General features: G+C 42.9%; 14 protein-coding genes and 1 pseudogene. 8 read left to right on the top strand and 7 right to left on the bottom strand.

The window, feature by feature from the left end:
• Positions 1-112: 112 nt before the first annotated feature.
• Genes bioA through bioD form a run of 4 tightly spaced genes read left to right on the top strand, consistent with a single transcriptional unit; the run spans position 113 to position 4,164 of the window.
• Positions 113-1,402 (top strand): adenosylmethionine--8-amino-7-oxononanoate transaminase, encoded by a 1,290-nt coding sequence (bioA, locus tag A7456_RS02155; RefSeq protein ID WP_067007119.1) that lies wholly within the window; start codon positions 113-115, stop codon positions 1,400-1,402.
• Between the two features lie 31 nt (positions 1,403-1,433).
• Complete coding sequence (locus A7456_RS02150; protein WP_067007116.1) at positions 1,434-2,633, top strand: aminotransferase class I/II-fold pyridoxal phosphate-dependent enzyme; 1,200 nt, start codon at positions 1,434-1,436, stop codon at positions 2,631-2,633.
• Entirely contained in the window at positions 2,630-3,487 is an 858-nt protein-coding gene (locus A7456_RS02145) for a methyltransferase domain-containing protein (RefSeq protein ID WP_067007113.1), read from the top strand. The genes A7456_RS02150 and A7456_RS02145 overlap by 4 nt, the downstream gene beginning before the upstream one ends.
• Positions 3,484-4,164 (top strand): dethiobiotin synthase, encoded by a 681-nt coding sequence (gene bioD, locus A7456_RS02140; RefSeq protein ID WP_082995392.1) that lies wholly within the window; start codon positions 3,484-3,486, stop codon positions 4,162-4,164. The genes A7456_RS02145 and bioD overlap by 4 nt, the downstream gene beginning before the upstream one ends.
• A 97-nt stretch (positions 4,165-4,261) precedes the next feature.
• Here bioD and htpG read toward each other — a convergent pair whose 3' ends face one another.
• Positions 4,262-6,205, bottom strand: coding sequence for a molecular chaperone HtpG (htpG, locus tag A7456_RS02135; RefSeq protein WP_067007110.1), 1,944 nt, complete (start codon positions 6,203-6,205; stop codon positions 4,262-4,264).
• A 198-nt stretch (positions 6,206-6,403) separates the two neighbouring features.
• The gene (locus tag A7456_RS02130; RefSeq protein ID WP_067007107.1) at positions 6,404-6,649 is read right to left on the bottom strand and encodes a PspC domain-containing protein; all 246 of its coding nucleotides are present in this window, start codon (positions 6,647-6,649) and stop codon (positions 6,404-6,406) included.
• A gap of 277 nt (positions 6,650-6,926) precedes the next feature.
• On the opposite strand from A7456_RS02130, the pseudogene nadR reads away from it, so the two are divergent.
• Positions 6,927-7,982, top strand: a pseudogene (gene nadR / locus A7456_RS02125) (multifunctional transcriptional regulator/nicotinamide-nucleotide adenylyltransferase/ribosylnicotinamide kinase NadR); the annotation flags it as partial.
• A 134-nt stretch (positions 7,983-8,116) separates the two neighbouring features.
• On the opposite strand, the gene A7456_RS02120 reads toward nadR, so the two are convergent.
• Both A7456_RS02120 and A7456_RS02115 read right to left on the bottom strand, forming a co-directional pair.
• The gene (locus A7456_RS02120) at positions 8,117-9,274 is read right to left on the bottom strand and encodes a D-alanyl-D-alanine carboxypeptidase family protein (RefSeq protein WP_227713249.1); all 1,158 of its coding nucleotides are present in this window, start codon (positions 9,272-9,274) and stop codon (positions 8,117-8,119) included.
• Between the two features lie 146 nt (positions 9,275-9,420).
• Positions 9,421-9,951, bottom strand: coding sequence for an MCR_0457 family protein (locus A7456_RS02115; RefSeq protein ID WP_145916041.1), 531 nt, complete (start codon positions 9,949-9,951; stop codon positions 9,421-9,423).
• Positions 9,952-10,224: 273 nt separating this feature from the next.
• Here A7456_RS02115 and ruvB point away from each other — a divergent pair, with 273 nt between their 5' ends.
• The 3 genes from ruvB to A7456_RS02095 all read left to right on the top strand — a co-directional run bounded on the left by ruvB (position 10,225) and on the right by A7456_RS02095 (position 13,093).
• Positions 10,225-11,208: a Holliday junction branch migration DNA helicase RuvB gene (ruvB, locus tag A7456_RS02105; RefSeq protein ID WP_067007092.1), complete on the top strand. Its 984-nt coding sequence runs from the start codon at positions 10,225-10,227 to the stop codon at positions 11,206-11,208.
• Between the two features lie 173 nt (positions 11,209-11,381).
• Positions 11,382-11,975 (top strand): IS607 family transposase, encoded by a 594-nt coding sequence (locus A7456_RS02100; RefSeq protein WP_067007089.1) that lies wholly within the window; start codon positions 11,382-11,384, stop codon positions 11,973-11,975.
• A complete protein-coding gene (locus A7456_RS02095; RefSeq protein ID WP_067007087.1) occupies positions 11,954-13,093 on the top strand; it encodes an RNA-guided endonuclease InsQ/TnpB family protein in 1,140 nt (379 codons plus the stop codon). The genes A7456_RS02100 and A7456_RS02095 overlap by 22 nt, the downstream gene beginning before the upstream one ends.
• 215 nt (positions 13,094-13,308) lie before the next feature.
• On the opposite strand, the gene A7456_RS02090 is transcribed toward A7456_RS02095, so the two are convergent.
• The 3 genes from A7456_RS02090 to A7456_RS02080 are packed head-to-tail and all read right to left on the bottom strand — an operon-like array spanning position 13,309 to position 18,964.
• Positions 13,309-16,356, bottom strand: a complete 3,048-nt coding sequence (locus tag A7456_RS02090; RefSeq protein WP_067007084.1) for an efflux RND transporter permease subunit — start codon at positions 16,354-16,356, stop codon at positions 13,309-13,311.
• Positions 16,353-17,579, bottom strand: a complete 1,227-nt coding sequence (locus A7456_RS02085; RefSeq protein ID WP_145916040.1) for an efflux RND transporter periplasmic adaptor subunit — start codon at positions 17,577-17,579, stop codon at positions 16,353-16,355. The genes A7456_RS02090 and A7456_RS02085 overlap by 4 nt, the downstream gene beginning before the upstream one ends.
• An 11-nt stretch (positions 17,580-17,590) precedes the next feature.
• Positions 17,591-18,964, bottom strand: coding sequence for a phospholipase D-like domain-containing protein (locus tag A7456_RS02080; protein ID WP_067007079.1), 1,374 nt, complete (start codon positions 18,962-18,964; stop codon positions 17,591-17,593).
• Positions 18,965-18,973 lie beyond the last annotated feature (9 nt).

Raw genomic sequence — 18,973 nt, 5'->3', positions numbered from 1 at the left:
TTACTGTGGGTTTTTGCTTTTTATGATGTGATTGCCCTATATTTAGACCATTAAAGCTATCATTTTTTATCTAAATTCGCTATGATAAGCCAATTTGACTAAGATTTAGGCGATGATTAACGAATTTGATACCGCCCATTTATGGCACCCTTATACTTCTATGACGAACCCTTTGCCAGCTTTGCCTGTTGCTTGTGCCAAAGGCTGTCAAATTCATCTACAAGATGGCACGGTACTCATCGATGGCATGTCATCATGGTGGTGTGCCATTCATGGATATAACCATCCTGTTTTAAATGCCGCCATCACCGAACAGCTCACCAAAATGTCTCATATCATGTTTGGTGGACTGACACACGAACCTGCCATCAAACTTGGGCAATTATTGCTTAGCATTGTCCCAAAACCGCTTCAACACATTTTTTATGCCGATTCAGGGTCGGTTGCCGTTGAGGTGGCTTTGAAAATGGCGGTTCAATATCAGCATGCTTTGGGTGAGATCACCAAAAACAACATCATGACAACCCGCTCGGGCTATCATGGCGATACTTGGAATGCCATGAGTGTTTGCGACCCCATCACAGGCATGCACCAAATTTTTGGGGATGCTCTGCCCAGTCGCATTTTTGTGGATGCACCAACAATTAAGATTGATGACCCTTGGGGTGATGCGGCCATGGACGATATTCGCTTGGCATTTAAGAGACACCATAAAAACTTAGCGGCTTTTATCATTGAGCCCATTGTTCAGGGGGCAGGGGGCATGCGGTTTTATCACACAAATTATCTAAGGCAGCTGCGTAAATTATGTGATGAATATGGGGTGTTATTGATTTTTGATGAAATTGCCACAGGCTTTGGGCGGACAGGTCGTCTGTTTGCTTGCCAGCATGCCAAGGTAGTGCCTGACATCATGTGTTTGGGCAAGGCATTAACGGGCGGTTATATGACATTGTCAGCCGTACTCACCACAACCAAAGTGGCACACACCATCAGCCATGGTAAGGTGGGTGCGTTCATGCATGGGCCAACATTTATGGCAAATCCATTGGCATGTGCTGTGGCTTTGGCAAGTGTTCAGCTTTTATTACAAAGCCCTTGGCAATATCATGTTCGGCGTATTGCTCGGACATGTCGCATGACACTAACCCATCTTAAACAGTTGCCACATGTCGCTGATGTGCGTATTTTGGGGGCGATTGCGGTGGTTGAGATGACAGACCCCATAGATATGGCAATCATTCAACAAGAATGCGTCGCACGAGGGATATGGATTCGCCCCTTTGGACGGCTGGTTTATCTGATGCCACCATTTATCATCAGCGATGATGAGCTGACAACTTTATTGCATGAGTTCACCGATTTAATCTGCACAACCTTATCACCCAATTTTAAAAAATAGTCAATGGGCCAGCGATAAACGAAGATGAATGATGAATGACCAGTTATTAAATTTTTATGCCGAAGAGCTGTCCGCTTTAAAAGCATCGCACAATCACCGCCAATTACAACGCTTAAAACATCAAGGGCAACGAATTGGCGTCAATGACAGCAAGCCTTTGCTCAATTTAGCCAGCAATGATTATTTGGGCATTGCTAGCCAAGCATCACTTTATGAAGAATTCTTAGAGCTGCTGCATGAACAGCGTTGGCCGTTTAGTGCGTCTTCTTCTAGATTATTGACAGGGAATTTTGAAAATTTTGAGCGATTAGAGACCAAAATGGCCGCATTATTTGGTCGCCCTTGCTTATTATTTAATAGCGGTTATCATGCCAATATTGGCATCCTACCTGCCATTTGTGATGACAAAACGGTGATTTTGGCGGATAAATTGGTTCATGCCAGCATCATTGATGGGATGCAATTGGCTGCCAAACATGGCACCAAAACCATCCGCTATCAACATCAAAATCTCCCCCAGCTTGAAAGATTAATCCAAAAATATCAATCAGATAATGGCATTTGTCGTATCATTGTCGTTACCGAAAGTATTTTTAGCATGGATGGCGATATCACAAATTTATCCCATCTTAGCCATTTAAAGGCACAATACCCAAAGGTGATGCTTTATGTTGATGAAGCCCACGCCATCGGTGTTAGAGGTGGGCGTGGTTTGGGCTGTGTGGAAGAATATGGCGTCATCAATCAAGTTGATTTTATTGTCGGTGCATTTGGAAAAGCATTGGCATCGGTTGGCGGGTACTGTATTTGCCATCCCATTTTGCGTGATTATCTGATTAATAAAATGCGTCCTTTGATTTTTAGTACCGCTTTACCGCCCATTAACATTGCTTGGAGCTGTTTTATTTTAGAGCAAATACCTTTGATGAACCAAAGGCGTAAGCATCTGATGAAACTTAGTGATGATTTATCAAAAGTGGTTCGGCTGGCAAAGCTGCCATGCCCCTCTGCCAGTCAAATCATTCCCATCATATTGGGTGATAATGCTCGTACGCTAAATGCCGCCGCTGATTTGGGCAGACAAGGCTATCATGTGCTGGCTGTACGCCCACCAACCGTACCAAAAGGGCAATCACGGTTGCGAATTTGTTTAAATAGTACCATTAATGATGATACAATGACAAAGTTTACCCAAGTGCTTACTCAAATCGTCAGAGGTGAGAGTAAATGACAAAATCCGCTTTATCATCAAATCCCAATAAAATCGCCCAAAGGTTTTGCAAAGCCCATCAAAGCTATCGCACTCATGCAACCGTTCAGGCGAAGATGGCAAGACAGCTTATCGCCTCTTTAAAGATGGTTAAAGCAAAGATGGTTAAAGCTTGTAATACCAAAAATACTGACATGCAACCTTGTCAGGTCAAACAACATAAACACATATCAAGATTGCTTGAAATTGGCGTTGGCAGTGGTCTTTTAACCGATGCTTTATTTGAACATTTTAGCGTTGATACACTGTATTTAAATGATTTGTATGATAATATCCAAACCAATGCACTGCCAAAGGATATTGATGCCAATTATCTGATCGGTGATATTGGGATGATTGATTTGCCAAAAACCTTAGATGGTGTGATTTCATCTTCTGCACTGCAATGGATTTATCCGCCAGATGTGCTATTTAAGAGGGTTTTTCAGACTTTAACAGCTGGCGGATTTTTTGCTGCCAGTACTTTTGTTGAGGGTAATTTATCTGAAATACAAGCATTGACAGGGCGAGGGCTACCCTATGATACGCCAAAACAGCTGATGGTGCGTTTAAATCAAGCAGGTTTTATGATTGATGAGTTTAAGGCAGATGAGCAAGTGCTTTATTTTGACTCTCCGATGGCGGTGCTAAGACACCTAAAAGCAACAGGCGTGACAGCAGTTGGCACAGAGCAGGCATGTTGGAGCAAGCAAAGTTTGGCAAAGTTTTGTCAAAACTATCAACAATTTCATACCGATGCAGGTTATACCTTGACTTATCGGCCGCTACTTTTTGTTGCTCATAAACCAATGAAACCAATGAGTTTATCTTTATGACCACATTACCCAATCTTCACCAAATGCAAGGCAGTTATTTCATTAGCGGTATTGATACTAACATTGGTAAAACCATCGCAACAGGTCATATCGCCTGCCAGCTTTTAAAGAATGGGCGAACGGTTATCACCCAAAAACTTATCCAAACTGGCAATATCAAGCTAAGCGAAGACATTATTAAGCACCGACAGATGATGGGCGTGGGCATGTTGCCTGATGATGAGACGCACCTAACAATGCCTTTGATACTAAGCTACCCTGCATCGCCACATTTGGCAAGCAAGATGGATGGCGTATCGGTAGATGTTAGCCATCTTTTGGCATGCACCAAACAACTGGCAGAGGCTTATGAGATCGTGCTGATTGAAGGGGCGGGCGGTTTGATGGTGCCAATGACAGATGATGTTAAAGGTGGGCTGATGATTGATTATATCGCCAATCAAAATTATCCTGTGATTTTGGTAAGCTCTGGCAGGCTTGGCAGTATTAACCATACTCTGCTAAGCTTAAACGCCCTAAAAGCTTATGGCATACACCTGTACGCACTGGCGTATAATCAAGCCGATGATGGCGATGATGAAATGATTGCAAGCGATACCAAACAGTATTTGCAAGAGTATCTCAAAGCCCATCACAGTGATGCCCTTTGGTGGGAGATTCCTAAGTTAAACATATGATTTGGCTTAACGCTTGATGTTCAATCATACAAAATAACCCAAATAAACCACTAAGACCTCCCTTAGTGGTTTATGTGTCTTTATGTGTCAGAGCGGATTATTTTAACAACAATTTATTAACCCGCTTTAAATACCCTGCTGGGTCATCAGGCTGTCCGCCGTCTGCAATTAGGGCTTGGTCAAAGATAACTTGTGCCAAATCATCAAAATCGCCACCATCTTCTAAACGTGCAATCAGCGGATGCGTCGGATTAATTTCAAGCGTGGGTTTGATGTCAGGCACAGGTTGCCCCATCGCTTTTAGCATTTGAGCCATTTGTGGGGTCAGCTCACCATCACCCACAACAAGGCAGGCAGGAGAGTCCACCAGACGGCTCGTTACTCGCACGTCTTTGGCTCGCCCATCAAGCACGCCTTTTAGACGCTCTACCACAGGTTTAAAGACCTCTTCTTGCTTTTTAACCTCTTCTTTTTCAGCTTCATCAGTCAAATCCCCCAAATCCACCGCACCTTTTGCGATGTTTTGTAGTGGCGTGCCGTCAAATTTGCTCAAAAAGTTCATCGCCCATTCGTCCACTTTTGAGGTCATTAGGATAACCTCAATGCCTTTTTTGTTAAACAGTTCTAACTGTGGACTGTTTTTGGCAGAGACTAAGTTATCAGCGGTCAGATAATAAATTGCCTTTTGCCCATCTTTCATGCGTGCTTTATAATCGGCAAAACTTGTCTCAATGGCATCATTGGTACTTGTGGCATAACGGAGCAGTTTGGCAATACGCTCTTGGTTGGTCTGATCTTCGCCCAAACCCTCTTTGATGACATCGCCAAACTCTCGGTAGAAGTCGGCAAATTTGGCTTGTTTGGTCTCATCTTCACTATTAGCCAAGCTTGCCAATAAAGTCAGCACACGGCGGGCATTGCCCTCACGGATAGATTTGACATCACGAGACTCTTGCAAAATCTCACGGCTGACGTTCAGCGGTAAATCAGCACTGTCAATCACACCCTTGACAAAACGCAGGTACATGGGCAGCAGCTGCTCGGCATCATCCATGATAAACACACGCTTGACATAGAGTTTTAGTCCACGTTGTTGCTCGCGGGCATATAGGTCAAACGGAGCTTTTTTGGGGATATATAGGAGCTGAGTGTACTGCACACGCCCCTCTACTCGGTTGTGCGTCCAGGTGAGTGGTTCATCAAAATCATAACTCACTGTCTTATAAAATTCACTGTACTCATCATCATCAATCTCGCTTGGCGTGCGTGTCCATAGAGCAGATGCTTTATTGATGGTTTCCCATTCGTCCGTTACAATCATCTCGCCGTTTGGCACAGGAGCATTCTCGTCATTGTCATCTTGGTTGGCATCTTCTTGCCATACCTCTTTACGCATTTGAATGGGCAGGCTGATGTGGTCAGAATATTTACTTACCAAAGACTTGATTTTGTAGCGGTCAAGGTAGCTGTACTCGCCATCTTCACGCTCTACAAATTCATCTTTTAGGTGCAAGGTGATACAAGTGCCACGGGCAGGCTTATCAATGCTCTCGGTGGTAAAGGAGCCTGTACCATCCGATACCCAGCGTACGCCCTCACTGCTTGGCTCGCCAGCTTTACGAGTTTCTACCGTGATTTTTTCCGCCACGATAAAGCCAGAGTAAAAGCCCACGCCAAACTGTCCAATAAGATTGCCATCTTTTTTGTCAGCGTCTGATAATTTATCCAAAAAGGCTTTGGTGCCTGATTTGGCAATCGTACCCAGATGGTCAATCACCTCTGCTTCATTCATGCCAATGCCATTATCACTGATGGTCAAGGTCTTAGCATCTTTGTCAATCTCAATACGAATGGCAAGCTCGCCGTCATTTTCATACAACGCATCATCGCTTGTTGCCAAAAAGCGTAATTTATCACACGCATCAGAGGCATTGGATATCAATTCACGGATAAATATGTCAGGATTTGAGTAGAGTGAATGTGTTACAAGGTGTAGAAGCTGATTAACTTCGGTTTCAAAGGTGTGGTTTTTTACGGTCATAAAAATATCCTGTTAAGCTTAAAAAAATTAACAGGATAAAAATAGGGATGCAGACGGATTTTTCAAGGGGATTTTTTTACCCATGCATCAATCATGGCATTAATCATGTTATTAATCACATGACCAATCACACACGCCGAGCCAAATGGGTCTTGTCATGTCATTCTTGTTATATCATTTCTTGTTATATCATTATAGTTATCGCACCTGCCGATAGTTAGCTTCTGGCACATATGAATTTGCCGTCGCCTTGGGCATGACAATCCATAAGATAAAATAAATCAATACCCCTGGCACAGCAACACTAAACGTTGAGATGACGACAAATAAGATTCTTACCATCATGGGCGACCAACCCAAATATTCAGCGATGCCACCCATTACCCCTGCTATCATGCAGTGATGGCGAGAACGGTGTAATTTGTATAATTTTGCTTGTGTCATAATAAAACCTTACTTTGTAAAACCCCAGCTTGGTTAGTTTCATTTACCTTGCAAATTTGCGTATAATATACATTTGTATCATTGTATAATTTTGTATCATTGTATAATAAAGTATGATAAAAGCTCATTGGGACGTGCTTGTTTTTGGTTTTTGCAATCAAAAATATTTTATAAAAATGTCATCGGCGGTAGACATGCCCAACAAGGGTAATTAGAATAACAGCCAACGTCATGATTTTCAAGAGTTTTTACTCTATTTTACCATTTTCACCTAACATTACAAAAAGCAGACATAATGAAAACAGGCATTCTAATTGGATATTTTGAACCGCTACATTTGGGGCATTTAGCAGACATTAACCACGCCACAGGGCAGACAGATACTCTGCATGTCGTGATACTACCCAAAGATGGCGACAGTCTTTTTAAACCAACTCTACAAGACAAAGCCAGAGCTGTGCAGGTGGCATGTGGTTTTTTTGACTTTGTTAAAGTGCATACCGCTCAGAGTCTAAATTTGACCGATTTACATGGGCAAGCTTGGGCTTATGATGAACCAAATTCTGACACATCAGTCATCAGCCTTATCATCAACGCCCTACACATTTATGACAATCCCACATTATTTGTCAAACAGTCATTTGCCAATCATCTTCTCTCAAATACCCCTTTGACAATCCAAACCCAACAAATGACCCCATTGCCCAACAATGCTTATAACAGCATCGCCATTTATCAAAATCCCATCACTCATTTTCACGCCATCGCCCCATCCGCCAAACAAAACTACACCCAAACCGTCTGTATCGTCGGTGGCGAAAGTTCTGGAAAAACCACACTTGTGCATAAACTTGCCAATCATTATGGTGCACATTTTGTCCCAGAAATGGGACGGCTTTATAACCATAGTGATTTGGGTGGTACAGAAATTGGATTGCAATACAGCGATTACCCCATCATTGCCAATCAGCATTATCTGGCAATGCAAAACGCCCTAAAAAATGCCATTAGCCCCATCACCATCATTGATACTGACTTTATCACCACACAAGCCTTTTGTCAGACTTATGAAAATCGTACTCACCCTTTATTAACGGCATTTTGTGAAAACATCAAAATGGATCATACCATCATGCTAGATAACAACGTCAAATGGGTTGCAGATGGCATGCGTTCGTTAGGCTCAGATGATGAACGAAGTGCTTTTTCAAAGACGCTCATGATATTATTTGACAAACATCAAATTACCCCACATATTATTAACGATAAAGACTATCACGACAGATATTTATCGGCGGTCAGATTTATTGATGATGTTATTTTTAAAAAATGATTTAAAATCTTAGAACATGCCCACCATGTTAATTTGGCAGTAAAAATAAAAAATCGGAGAGATGCTCCGATTTTTAATGACAAATGACAGATATTTTAAAATGTTTTTAAAATTAGCATGCTTTTAAAACATTTTTAAAACAACCCTTTTATCCAATCAACCAAACTCTCCCACATACGACTGACAAAACCCGCCCTTTGTGCGTCTTCATCAGCAATGATGGGAGTGCTAGCAACCGTTCTGCCATCTAATATTGCCATCATCTGACCGATCTCTTGTCCTTTTTTGATGGGAGCGGTGATATTTTCATTAAGCCTAATGGCGGTGGTAAAATGACTCGTTTGATTTTTGGTGGTCAGTACTTTTAGGTCGCTTAGGGTGCTTGCGGTGATGGTTTTATTTTTGCCAAACTTGACAGGGATGTTGCCTGCATTTGTGCCACTGGTGGCAACCACGACATTAGTAAAATGCCCAAAGCCAAAGTTTAATAACTCACGAGCTTGGTCGGCTCTTGCCTGCATGCTTTTAGCACCAAGCACGATGGCAATCAGACGCATGCCATCCTTGTGGCTTGATGCCGCCAGTGAATACCCAGACTCAAAGGTGTGTCCTGTTTTTAGACCGTCCACGGTAGCATCTGTAAATAATAAGGCGTTACGATTGCCTTGTTTGATGTTATTATATGTGAAATCTTTTTCGCTATAAATGGAGTAATACTGTGCTGAGTTTTTGATGACAGTGCGTGCCAATATCGCCAAATCGTGGGCTGATGAATGATGCCCTTCGGCGGGCATGCCTGTGGCATTCACAAAATGAGTATTGGTCATGCCAATTTTGGCAGCTTCATCGTTCATCATCGCTGCAAAGGCAGATTCTGACCCTAAGATATGCTCTGCCACAGCGATTGAAGCGTCATTACCTGATTGTATGATGATGCCACGCAACATATCAATAGCATTGGCACTCTCGCCAAGTGGTACATACATGCACGACTGACTGCTTGACCCACGACACCATGCCGTCTCGCTCACTTTGATGGGTGTGGTCTCAGAGAGCTCACCTGAGAGCAGTTTTTGCTCCAAAATGTAACTGGTCATCATCTTGGTTAATGATGCTGGTGGTAGCGGCGTGTTGGCATTACTCTGAGCGAGAATCGTGCCTGTATCATATTCCATCAGCACATAGGCGGCGTTGTCCTGAGTGGGGGGATTGATACTGTCGTTGGCAAAGGCTATGACAGAGCCAGTCAAAAACGCCAAAGTCAGGAGGGTTTTCTTTAAAAAAATCATCATACTCATCATACCACAGATTCACTCAAATTTATGCATAAAAAAGTGCTAACTATACCAAACTTTGATAAAAATATGAAATTATTTTTGATGTTTAATACATACTTTTATAGGGCATCATTTTATCACGCCACCATTGACATGCTCGGCTAAAATGCTCGTCCTGCATTGGCAAAATCCACACAAAGCTCTCTGTTTTCGTTGACAGGAAAACTCTTTGTCCATGAACGTATGTTTTGAAGTATCACTTGATAATCTTGCTGTGTGGACAGATAAACAAGCAGCTCATCTGGGTCATTGACAGCAGGAATAAATGCCCGAAGCTGGCTGTTATAAGCATCATAAAATCTATCTTTTTGATGTCCAACTAACATATTTGGACACATCTCCGCCATCACTTGCACCAATGCCAGTTTATATTTAGTTACTCGAATATCGGTTAAGTCCTTGGTGCTTATGGTGTATGCTTTGACAGGTTTTAGCAATTTGGTTTCTTTGTGCTGGGCATTGGCAGGCAAAGCATTCATCACACAGGTACAAAAAATAATGACAAATGTCCTTAAAATCTTGGTGGTTTTGGCGGTGTTTGTTACAAAGGAGTTATCAAAACACATCAATCCATGACAGCTGATAACAATACTGGGTCTGATAAGATGGATAAGAGATACTGACATAAGCATGGTAATAACCGACTTATTGACTGGATAAATGGCACTATCATACCCACAAATATTTAAAAAAATGTCTCAAATTTACCCAAAAATGTAGAATAATTGTGTTTAAAAACCAAGTTTAGCAACGATACAGTAACAGTTGTGTGCGATGTATGGATGATTTGTGCTGTATGCTATTTTACAAACCATTGCATTTTTGCTTTTTAAAAAATAATCCACAAAATCATCACATTTTGGGCATTTTTCTTTATAATACCCTTTTGTTTTGACATCATCATCATGAATCACAATCGCCTAATAGACCCCAACACCAAAAAAGACGACAATCTTGACCGTGCCATTCGCCCCACCACTTTATCTGACTATATCGGACAGCCCAAAGTACGTGAGCAGATGGAGGTGTTCATCACCGCCGCCAGACAACGCAGCGAAGCGTTAGACCATACGCTAATTTTTGGTCCCCCTGGTTTGGGTAAGACCACGCTTGCCAACATCATCGCCCGTGAAATGGGCGGTAATCTACGTTCTACCAGCGGCCCTGTGTTGGAGCGAGCGGGAGATTTGGCGGCCATGCTCACCAATCTAGAAGAGGGGGATGTGCTGTTTATTGATGAGATTCACCGTCTATCACCTGTCATTGAGGAGATACTCTATCCTGCCATGGAGGATTTTCAGCTTGACATCATGATAGGCGAAGGTCCTGCTGCCCGCTCCATCAAACTTGACCTGCCTCCTTTTACACTCGTGGCAGCGACCACCCGAGCAGGGCTTTTAACGTCGCCACTGCGTGATAGATTTGGTATCGTCCAACGCCTTGAATTTTATGATGTGGCAGATTTGACCACCATTGTCAAACGCTCAGCAAATCTTTTGGGGATTGACATGGAGGAGATGGGAGCGATAGAAGTTGCCAGACGCTCTCGTGGCACACCTCGCATCGCCAACCGTCTTTTACGTCGTGTGCGTGATTATGCCGAGGTCAAAGGAGATGGTACAGTAACAGGACAGATGGCAAGTCTTGCCCTAGACATGCTTTTGGTAGACAAGCAGGGGCTTGACCACTTAGACAGGCGTTATCTGTCTATGCTAAAAGAGCGTTTTGATGGACGACCTGCGGGCGTGGAGGCCATTGCAGCGGCAATGGCAGAAGACCGTGGCACACTAGAAGATGTGATAGAGCCTTATCTCATTCAGCAAGGCTATATCCAACGGACACCAAAGGGGCGGATATTGCTAGATAAAGGCATGATGGTAGAAAATTAGACAAAAATTGTGTAAGTTATGTTTTATCATCATTTAAATCAAAACAGCCCGATTGCTTGGGTGTGTATCACGCATTAATCCATGATTTGATTTAATTAAAGGTGCGTATCATTGCCATCAACCGCAAATAATAGTAAAACATGGTATAATTATGAAAATTATACCATACTCTCATGAGATATAAAATATCTGAATATGCCAAATTAAAACGAGTGCAATACCGCACCGTATGGAATTGGGTAAAAGCAGGCAAAGTTAAATCAGAACGCACCGAAACAGGGGGTGCGATTATTATTGATGATGGCGATAATCTGATGCCAAAAACGCTTGTCGCTATTTACTGCCGTGTCTCATCTGGTGAAAACAAGATAAATCTCGATACCCAAGCTAAGCGACTAATAAGTTATGCCAACGCTTATGGTTACAAAGTTACCAAAGTCATTAAGGAAGTGGGTAGCGGTGTAAATGACCAACGTCCAAAATTAACCGCTTTACTTAAAGACCCCAGTTTAAACGTAATTATTGTAGAGCATAAAGACCGATTAACACGTTTTGGATTTAATTATTTAGAGACCTTACTCGCCCTACAAAACCGTAGAATTGAAGTGGTTAATAATACTGATAACCCCAAAGATGACTTAATGGCGGATTTTACCGCCATCATCACATCTTTTTGTGCAAGACTTTATGGATTAAGACAAACAAAACACAAAACTGAGCAACTGATTAAAGAACTAGAAAGACCATGTATAAAACCGCCACCATAGTCATCAAAAACACCAATCCATTATTTGCTGTGATTGATGACTATGCGTTTTTATGTAAAAACCTTAAAAACTCAGCCTTATATGTCTATCGCCAATTCTTTTTTAAAGAGAATAAGACCTTAAATAAATACAAACTCATCAAAGAGTTCACACAGGACAAACAAGCTGATTATGTCGCAATCCCTAGAAAGGTCAGCCAACAGATTATTTTTCAAGTCGCCCAAGAATTTCAATCTTTTTGGGGATTAGTTAAGTTAGGGGTTAAAGACAAGTCAAAACCACGTCCTAATATACCACGTTATTTAGACAAACAAAAAGGTCGTGCGAACATCATTTTTACCAAACAGGCTATTAGTAAAAAGGACTTACCCAAGGGCGTACTCACATTATCACCTTTTGACAAAACACGCCCCATCTCTATCCATTTAGGCAAACTTAACCAAATTATTGATTATAACAACATTCAAGAAGTTAAAATCGTTAAAGTGGCAAATGGCTATGACGTTAAAATTTGTTACAAGACACAAGATACAAAAACCGATACATCCGTAAACCCGACAAGGGTCTTATCCATTGATTTTGGCGTGAATAATCTAATGACTGTGGGTAACAATGTTAATCTAACGCCTTTAATCATTAAAGGGCAAGCCCAAAAATCCTTTAATCAATATTTTAATAAAAAGTTGGCGAAGTTAAAAAGCCGATTAGATACCGCCAAAGATTTTTTAAAGCCATCAATCCGAAAGAAACTAGATAGGCTTTACCAAAAACGCAAACATAAAGTTAATGACTTTTTACATAAAGCAAGCCATTACTTGATTAATCATGCCGTTGAAAACCACATTGATACCATTGTTATTGGTTACAATAAAGGTTGGAAACAAGAGATTGAGATTGGCAAAGTCAATAACCAAAAGTTTGTGAACATTCCTTTTGCCACGTTATTAAACATGATAACCTATAAGGCAAAAGAAAAAGGCATACAGGTCATTATCACAAATGAAAACCACACCAGTAAATGCAGTTTCCTAGATGATGAGCCAATACAAAAGCAATCCACTTACAAGGGTAAGCGGATTAAACGTGGGTTATTCAAGTCATCAAATGGTCGGCTCTAATGCCGATGTTAATGGTGCAATGAATATCTTAAAAAAAGTAATTGGGAACTTTAATTACAACCCAATACAGGTGTGTAGTACGCCAAAGATGATTAATATCTTAAAACCTTGAACAAGTGTAATTTTCTATATTTTACTGTTGTTTGGGTAACTATACATATCTTATGCATAAACCACAAAAGCAAAACCACGCCCTTTGACGTGGTTTTGGCAAATTAAGCCCTCTTGGTTTTTTTAAACCACTGCCCCACATCATCCATCAGCGTATAAACCACTGGTATCACCACAAGGCTTAAAAATGTGGACGTGATAAGTCCGCCTAACACCGCCACCGCCATCGGACGGCGAAAGGTTGAGTCCACCCCACCCCACCCAAACACCAACGGTAACATGCCCGCTCCCATTGCGATGGTTGTCATAATGATGGGGCGAACACGCTTACGACACGCATCTAGTATCGCATCTGGACGAGATTTGCCTTGTTGTGTGGCAATAATAGCATAATCCACCAGTAAGATAGAATTCTTTGTGGCAATACCCATAAGCATGATAAAGCCAATCATGGATGATATGGATAAACCAGACCCTGTTAGCACCAAACCAATCAACGCCCCACCGACAGATAAAGGTAACGCCATTAGGATGGTCAAGGGCTGTAATACTTTATGAAACAATAGCACCAGCACCCCAAAAATACAGAATACCCCCACGCCCATCGCAATGATAAAACCAGTAAATAGCTCCGCCATATTGTCTGCCTGCCCCTCATCTCTGACACTGACGCCATCTGGCAAGTTGGTCAAACTGGGCAAACCCTTGACAGCATTAACCACCTCTCCTAACTGCTGCTTGGATTGTACTGTGATTTTGATACTGCGTTCACGGTTGAGGCGACGAATCTGTGCTTCACCTGTGGTAAAGTTAATGTCTGCCACCTCAAAGATTTTGACTGCATCGCCTGTACTGCTTGGCACATACAAATCAGATAATGCCACAGAATCAGCACGCACACTGTCAGGCAGACGGACAACAATGGGAATTTGGCGTGTATCAAGATTAAGTTTTGGTAACGCCTGTTCATGGTCACCTTGTGTGGCGATACGCAAGGTATCAGCAAGCGACTGTGTGCTAACCCCTTTATCTGCCATACGCATGGGGTCGGCCATGACAGCAAGTTCAGGCTTGGGTAAGGGCTTATTACTGCTAACCGATGAGACATTGGGCAATCCACGAATCTCTGCCATGACCTTATCCGCTGTCTCTTCTAGCAGTTTAGGATTATCCGAACGCAACGAAAATCCATAACCTGTATCACCCCCTGCTGATATGCCCACTGTAAAGCGAGCAGACGGTATGTCCTTCACAATATCGGATATGGCATGTTCTATCTGTGTTTTGGTGGGACGCTCGCCACGTGAGGCAAGCACTATATTTAGTGTGGCTTTATTCTCCATTACTGCTGATGTACTGTGGTTGTCAGCCCCGCCACCTGCCGCTCCTACCGACATGAACACCGATTGCACCCCATCAATATGACGGATACGCTCAGCGGTCATATCAGCGATAACGGTTGTGTCTTTTAGAGTCGCATCAGGGCTTAGCTCCAAAGTCATCTGCGTCTGGTCGCTGTCATCTTTTGGCACAAATTCACCCGAAAGCAGTCCTGACATTAATAATGAAGCAACAAACAGCAAAATGGTCGCCCCAAGTGTGATAAAACGGTGCTTTAACGTCCATGACACCAGTTTAAGATATGTGGTCATGGTGCTACTTTGAGTGTTGGTTTTGGGTCGTTCAGGTTGTAGGATGTATGCTGCCATCATGGGTGTTACCAAACGTGCTACCAATAACGAGATAAAAACCGCAATCGCCGCCGTCCATCCAAACTGCTTAAAAAATTGCCCCACCACACCGCTCATAAAGGCAGTTGGCAAAAACACAGCGATGAGCGTGAATGTGGTTGCTACCACCGCAAGCCCAATCTCATCTGCCGCCTCCATCGCTGCTTCATACGGGGTCTTACCCATGTGCAGATGTCGCATGATATTCTCCACCTCCACAATGGCATCATCAACCAGCACACCGATGACGAGCGATAAAGCAAGCAGTGAGATGATATTTAAGCTAAAATCAAACACATACATCACCAAAAAAGTGGGGATGATAGACAAAGGTAAGGCAGCTGCCGCCACCAATGTCGCCCGCCAATTTTTCAAAAAAAGCCAAACAACCACCACCGCCAAAATACAGCCCTCAATGAGCATCTTCATGCTGGCATGATAATCTTCAAAAACTGGCTGGGCGTTGTCATAGATTTTTTGGATACGAATGTGTGGCATCTCTTGGGTAAGTTTGGCAAATTGTGCATCAATGCCTTTGACCATCTCCACCTCGCTTGCCCCACGTGAACGTGTAACATTAATCGCCACCACCGTCTGTCCGTCCAGTTTTGCCACGCCAACTCTGTCAGCATGGGCATCATCAATATTGGCAAATTGACCCAATGGCACGCCCCCTGCTGGTGTAACCACTTGCAAATGAGCCAGTTCCTGAACGCTGCGTGCCGCCCCAAGCACCCGAATGGTCTGCTTTCCCCCACCGATTGTGGCCATACCACCTGTGGCATCTGTTTGCAGTAGGCTGATTTGTTTGGATAAATCATCAATGGGCATTCTCCAACCATTGAGTTTTGTTACATCAGGGGTAATGATGATTTGGCGTTCAATACCACCCACACGACTCATCACTCCCACGCCTGCCACATTAGACAAACGCTTGTTTAATGTATCATCAACAAACCAAGACAGCTGTGCTTCGCTCATGTTATCTGCTGCCACCGAATAACCCACCACAGGAAAGCCTGCGGTAGAGACTTTGGTAATGATGGGCTCTTTGGCAGCAGCGGGCAAATCACCACCAATCTCATCTAAGGCAGAGCGTACCTCATCTACCGCCTCTGAGAGGTCTTTTTCCAAAGCAAATTCGGTATGCACTGTTGCCACACCCGTCTGTAAGGTTGAACGAATGTGTTTGACCCCTGAGATGGATGCGATTTTGTTTTCTATTTTTTTGGCAACATCTGTTTCTAACTGGGCAGGGCTTGCTCCTGAATATGCCACCGTAACAACAACAGCAGGTACGTCAATATCAGGAAACTGCTGAATTTTCATGTTGTCAAAAGCAAGTAAACCGCCAAGGCTAAACAAGGTAAATAATAAAATCGCCACTAAGGGATTTTTGATAGAATAGGCTGAAAAGTTCATGGGTGTTGTGCCTTATTCTCTGTTAAATCTTCGGTCATGGCGATATTGACCAGGTCATTTTCATTTAAAAAACTTACCCCACTTGCCACAATCAATGTACCAGATGGTAAATCGGTCGCCACTTTATCCTGCTTACGGGTCAAAATGGTGATTTTTTGGCGTTGGATTTGGTAGATGTCCGCCTTGTCAGTTTTGATAAGTTGCCACACATGGTCATAACCATCCGTACTCATCACCGCTGAGCTGGGTATGGCGTCATGGCTTTGACTGCCCAGCACGAACCGCCCACGCTGATACGTCCCTGCTTTTAGCATGGCATGGGCAGGCATGGCAACGTGAACGACGATTTCACGTCCGGTATTGGCAGTTGGCGACAAATGAGTTACTTGCCCCGCCACGATTCCATCACCTACCATGACCTGTGCTTGCTGTCCGAGATGAATACGCTTAGCATCGGTAGGTGAGAGTGTTGCTTGCCACTCTAAATGCCCATCTTTGATGATGCTAAATAGCGGTGTGCCACTGACCGCCATGCCCACTTGTGCGTTTTTGGCACTGATAATTCCTGCCACAGGGGCAGTAATTTGGGTGTTATTTAGGTTATTTTTGGCTCTGTTAAGGCGTGCCAAACTCGCTTTTTTTGTCGCTTGGGCTTGTTTTAGGGCGGTGCGATGACTGTCCACTTGCTGACGGCTTATCGCATCAATGGCAAGCAGTGGCTCAACTCGTGCCAAATCCGCCTGTGCCTGTTCATGGCTTGCCGTTGCCTGTTCATAATCCGCCTGTGCCTGTACCACATGCTCACTCATGGCATCTTTATCCAGCACAGCAAGCACCTGCCCCACCTTGACATCATCACCCACCTCGGCGAGTACCTGTTCAATGGTCGCTCCTGTGATTTTGGCACTGACCTCGGCGGTATTTTTAGCGTGCATGATACCACTTGCCATGATGTCATCATCAACCATCATGGGCTGCGGTGTGGTCGCTTGTACAGTCATAACAACCTTAGGGGCATCGCTTAGCTCATCTGGGGGTGTGTCAATGGCGTGTGTGGTCATTGATGATTTGGCGGTCAATCGCCCTACCAGCACACCAAATACCACAAGAGCGATGGCACACATCGCCCACAATAAGGGGTTTTTGGGGTTAGAAGTTGGCTTGTTCATGGTGATTTGATGAATGACAAAACAGCATTGTAACAAGGCTTGGGGGATTGTCAAGGGTATTTGTGCTACTTTGCGTCCGTGTTTTTTATCAGCTCTCTTAGCTTGTCTCGCTCCCTTATCAGCTCTATTTTTTGATTATCAAAATACTCTTGCCAATCATCAATACTGCTTACCACTTGATGGCTTTGGCTTGCCTTAATCTCATCAATGATAACTTTAAGATTATCCAGTTTTTGGGATAATTGGGTTTTGATGAGTTTTAATTTATCGTTTTGGCTGACGGTCTCCGAGCGAGCTTTAAATATCCCTTTTTGCAAATCATCAAGTATCCGCTCCACTGTTTTTAAATCGTTTTGTTCATACGCTTGTCGCAATTCATTAAACACCGCCATTGCCATGTCCTTTTGTTCATCATTGACACGGTCGGGGTGGCATATTTGACTGGCTTTGCGGTAGGCTTGTTTTAGGAGTTTTTGTTCATCGGCATTTAGTCTATAATGCGTTCTGGCTTTTTCTTTATCCAACTGCTCATTAAATGTTTGCTCGTCTTGTTTGGCTTCATCATAGGCATTTTGGTCGCCTTGCTGTTTGGCAAGCTGTTTTCGTAAAGATAAAATTTCACTGATTAAATCGCCCAAATTCATGCTGTGCTGATGATTAAAATCGGCAAGCAATTTTTCTAATTCCGCCTTTTCGCTGTCGTATAAATTAATTTCATGTTCTAATAGCCGAATTTCCAATTTTAACGCCATAATATCAGCATCAGCATAAACCGCAATCGTATGATATTTTTTGATAAAATCATCAATCAGTCCAATGGCATGGCTAAACTGCATTTTTTTAATGGCGTGATAAATCTCGCTAATGTCCTGCTCGCTGTCAAATTGTTGTAATTTTTGATTTTCACGGCTAATGTCGTCCAAATCCTCCAAGATGACATAATTTTTTAAAATCTCCATGCGTTTCATAATCTGAGCAATCGGCAATGGCTTTTCATCGCTTGGCATGGGCTTGCCAATAATCTTATAAAATTCTTGACAAAACGCCTTTGCCAACAGTTCATCTTGACTGATTGTGATGTTTTCATGATTGCTCGTTTCGGCTTTTTTGCTCCAATTAAATGACCCTGTAATCACTGTTTGATTGTCAATCACGCAGAATTTATGGTGCATTAACCGCTTATTGCCGTCCCCTATCCAGTGGGTATGGCGGTTGGCAACTGCTGACAGCTCATCATGGCGGATTGGAGCGGTGCGGTTGATACGGTCATTAGATAGGGCAAGCTGTACCGTAACGCCTGCTTTGGCTTTTTGTAATAACACTTCAAAAATATCCGTGCGTGTAAACCACGCCACCGCAATATAAATACTGTGCATGGCTTGGTTTAATTCATTGATGATATGGCTTGGGATGTTGTCAAAAAGGGCTTGGGTTTGCATTTTTTATTT

Origin of the sequence: Moraxella nonliquefaciens (assembly GCF_001679005.1) — a bacterium.
Taxonomy (GTDB): domain Bacteria; phylum Pseudomonadota; class Gammaproteobacteria; order Pseudomonadales; family Moraxellaceae; genus Moraxella; species Moraxella nonliquefaciens.
Note: the sequence above shows the minus strand (reverse complement) of the source record. Positions and strands in the feature narration are given on the sequence as shown.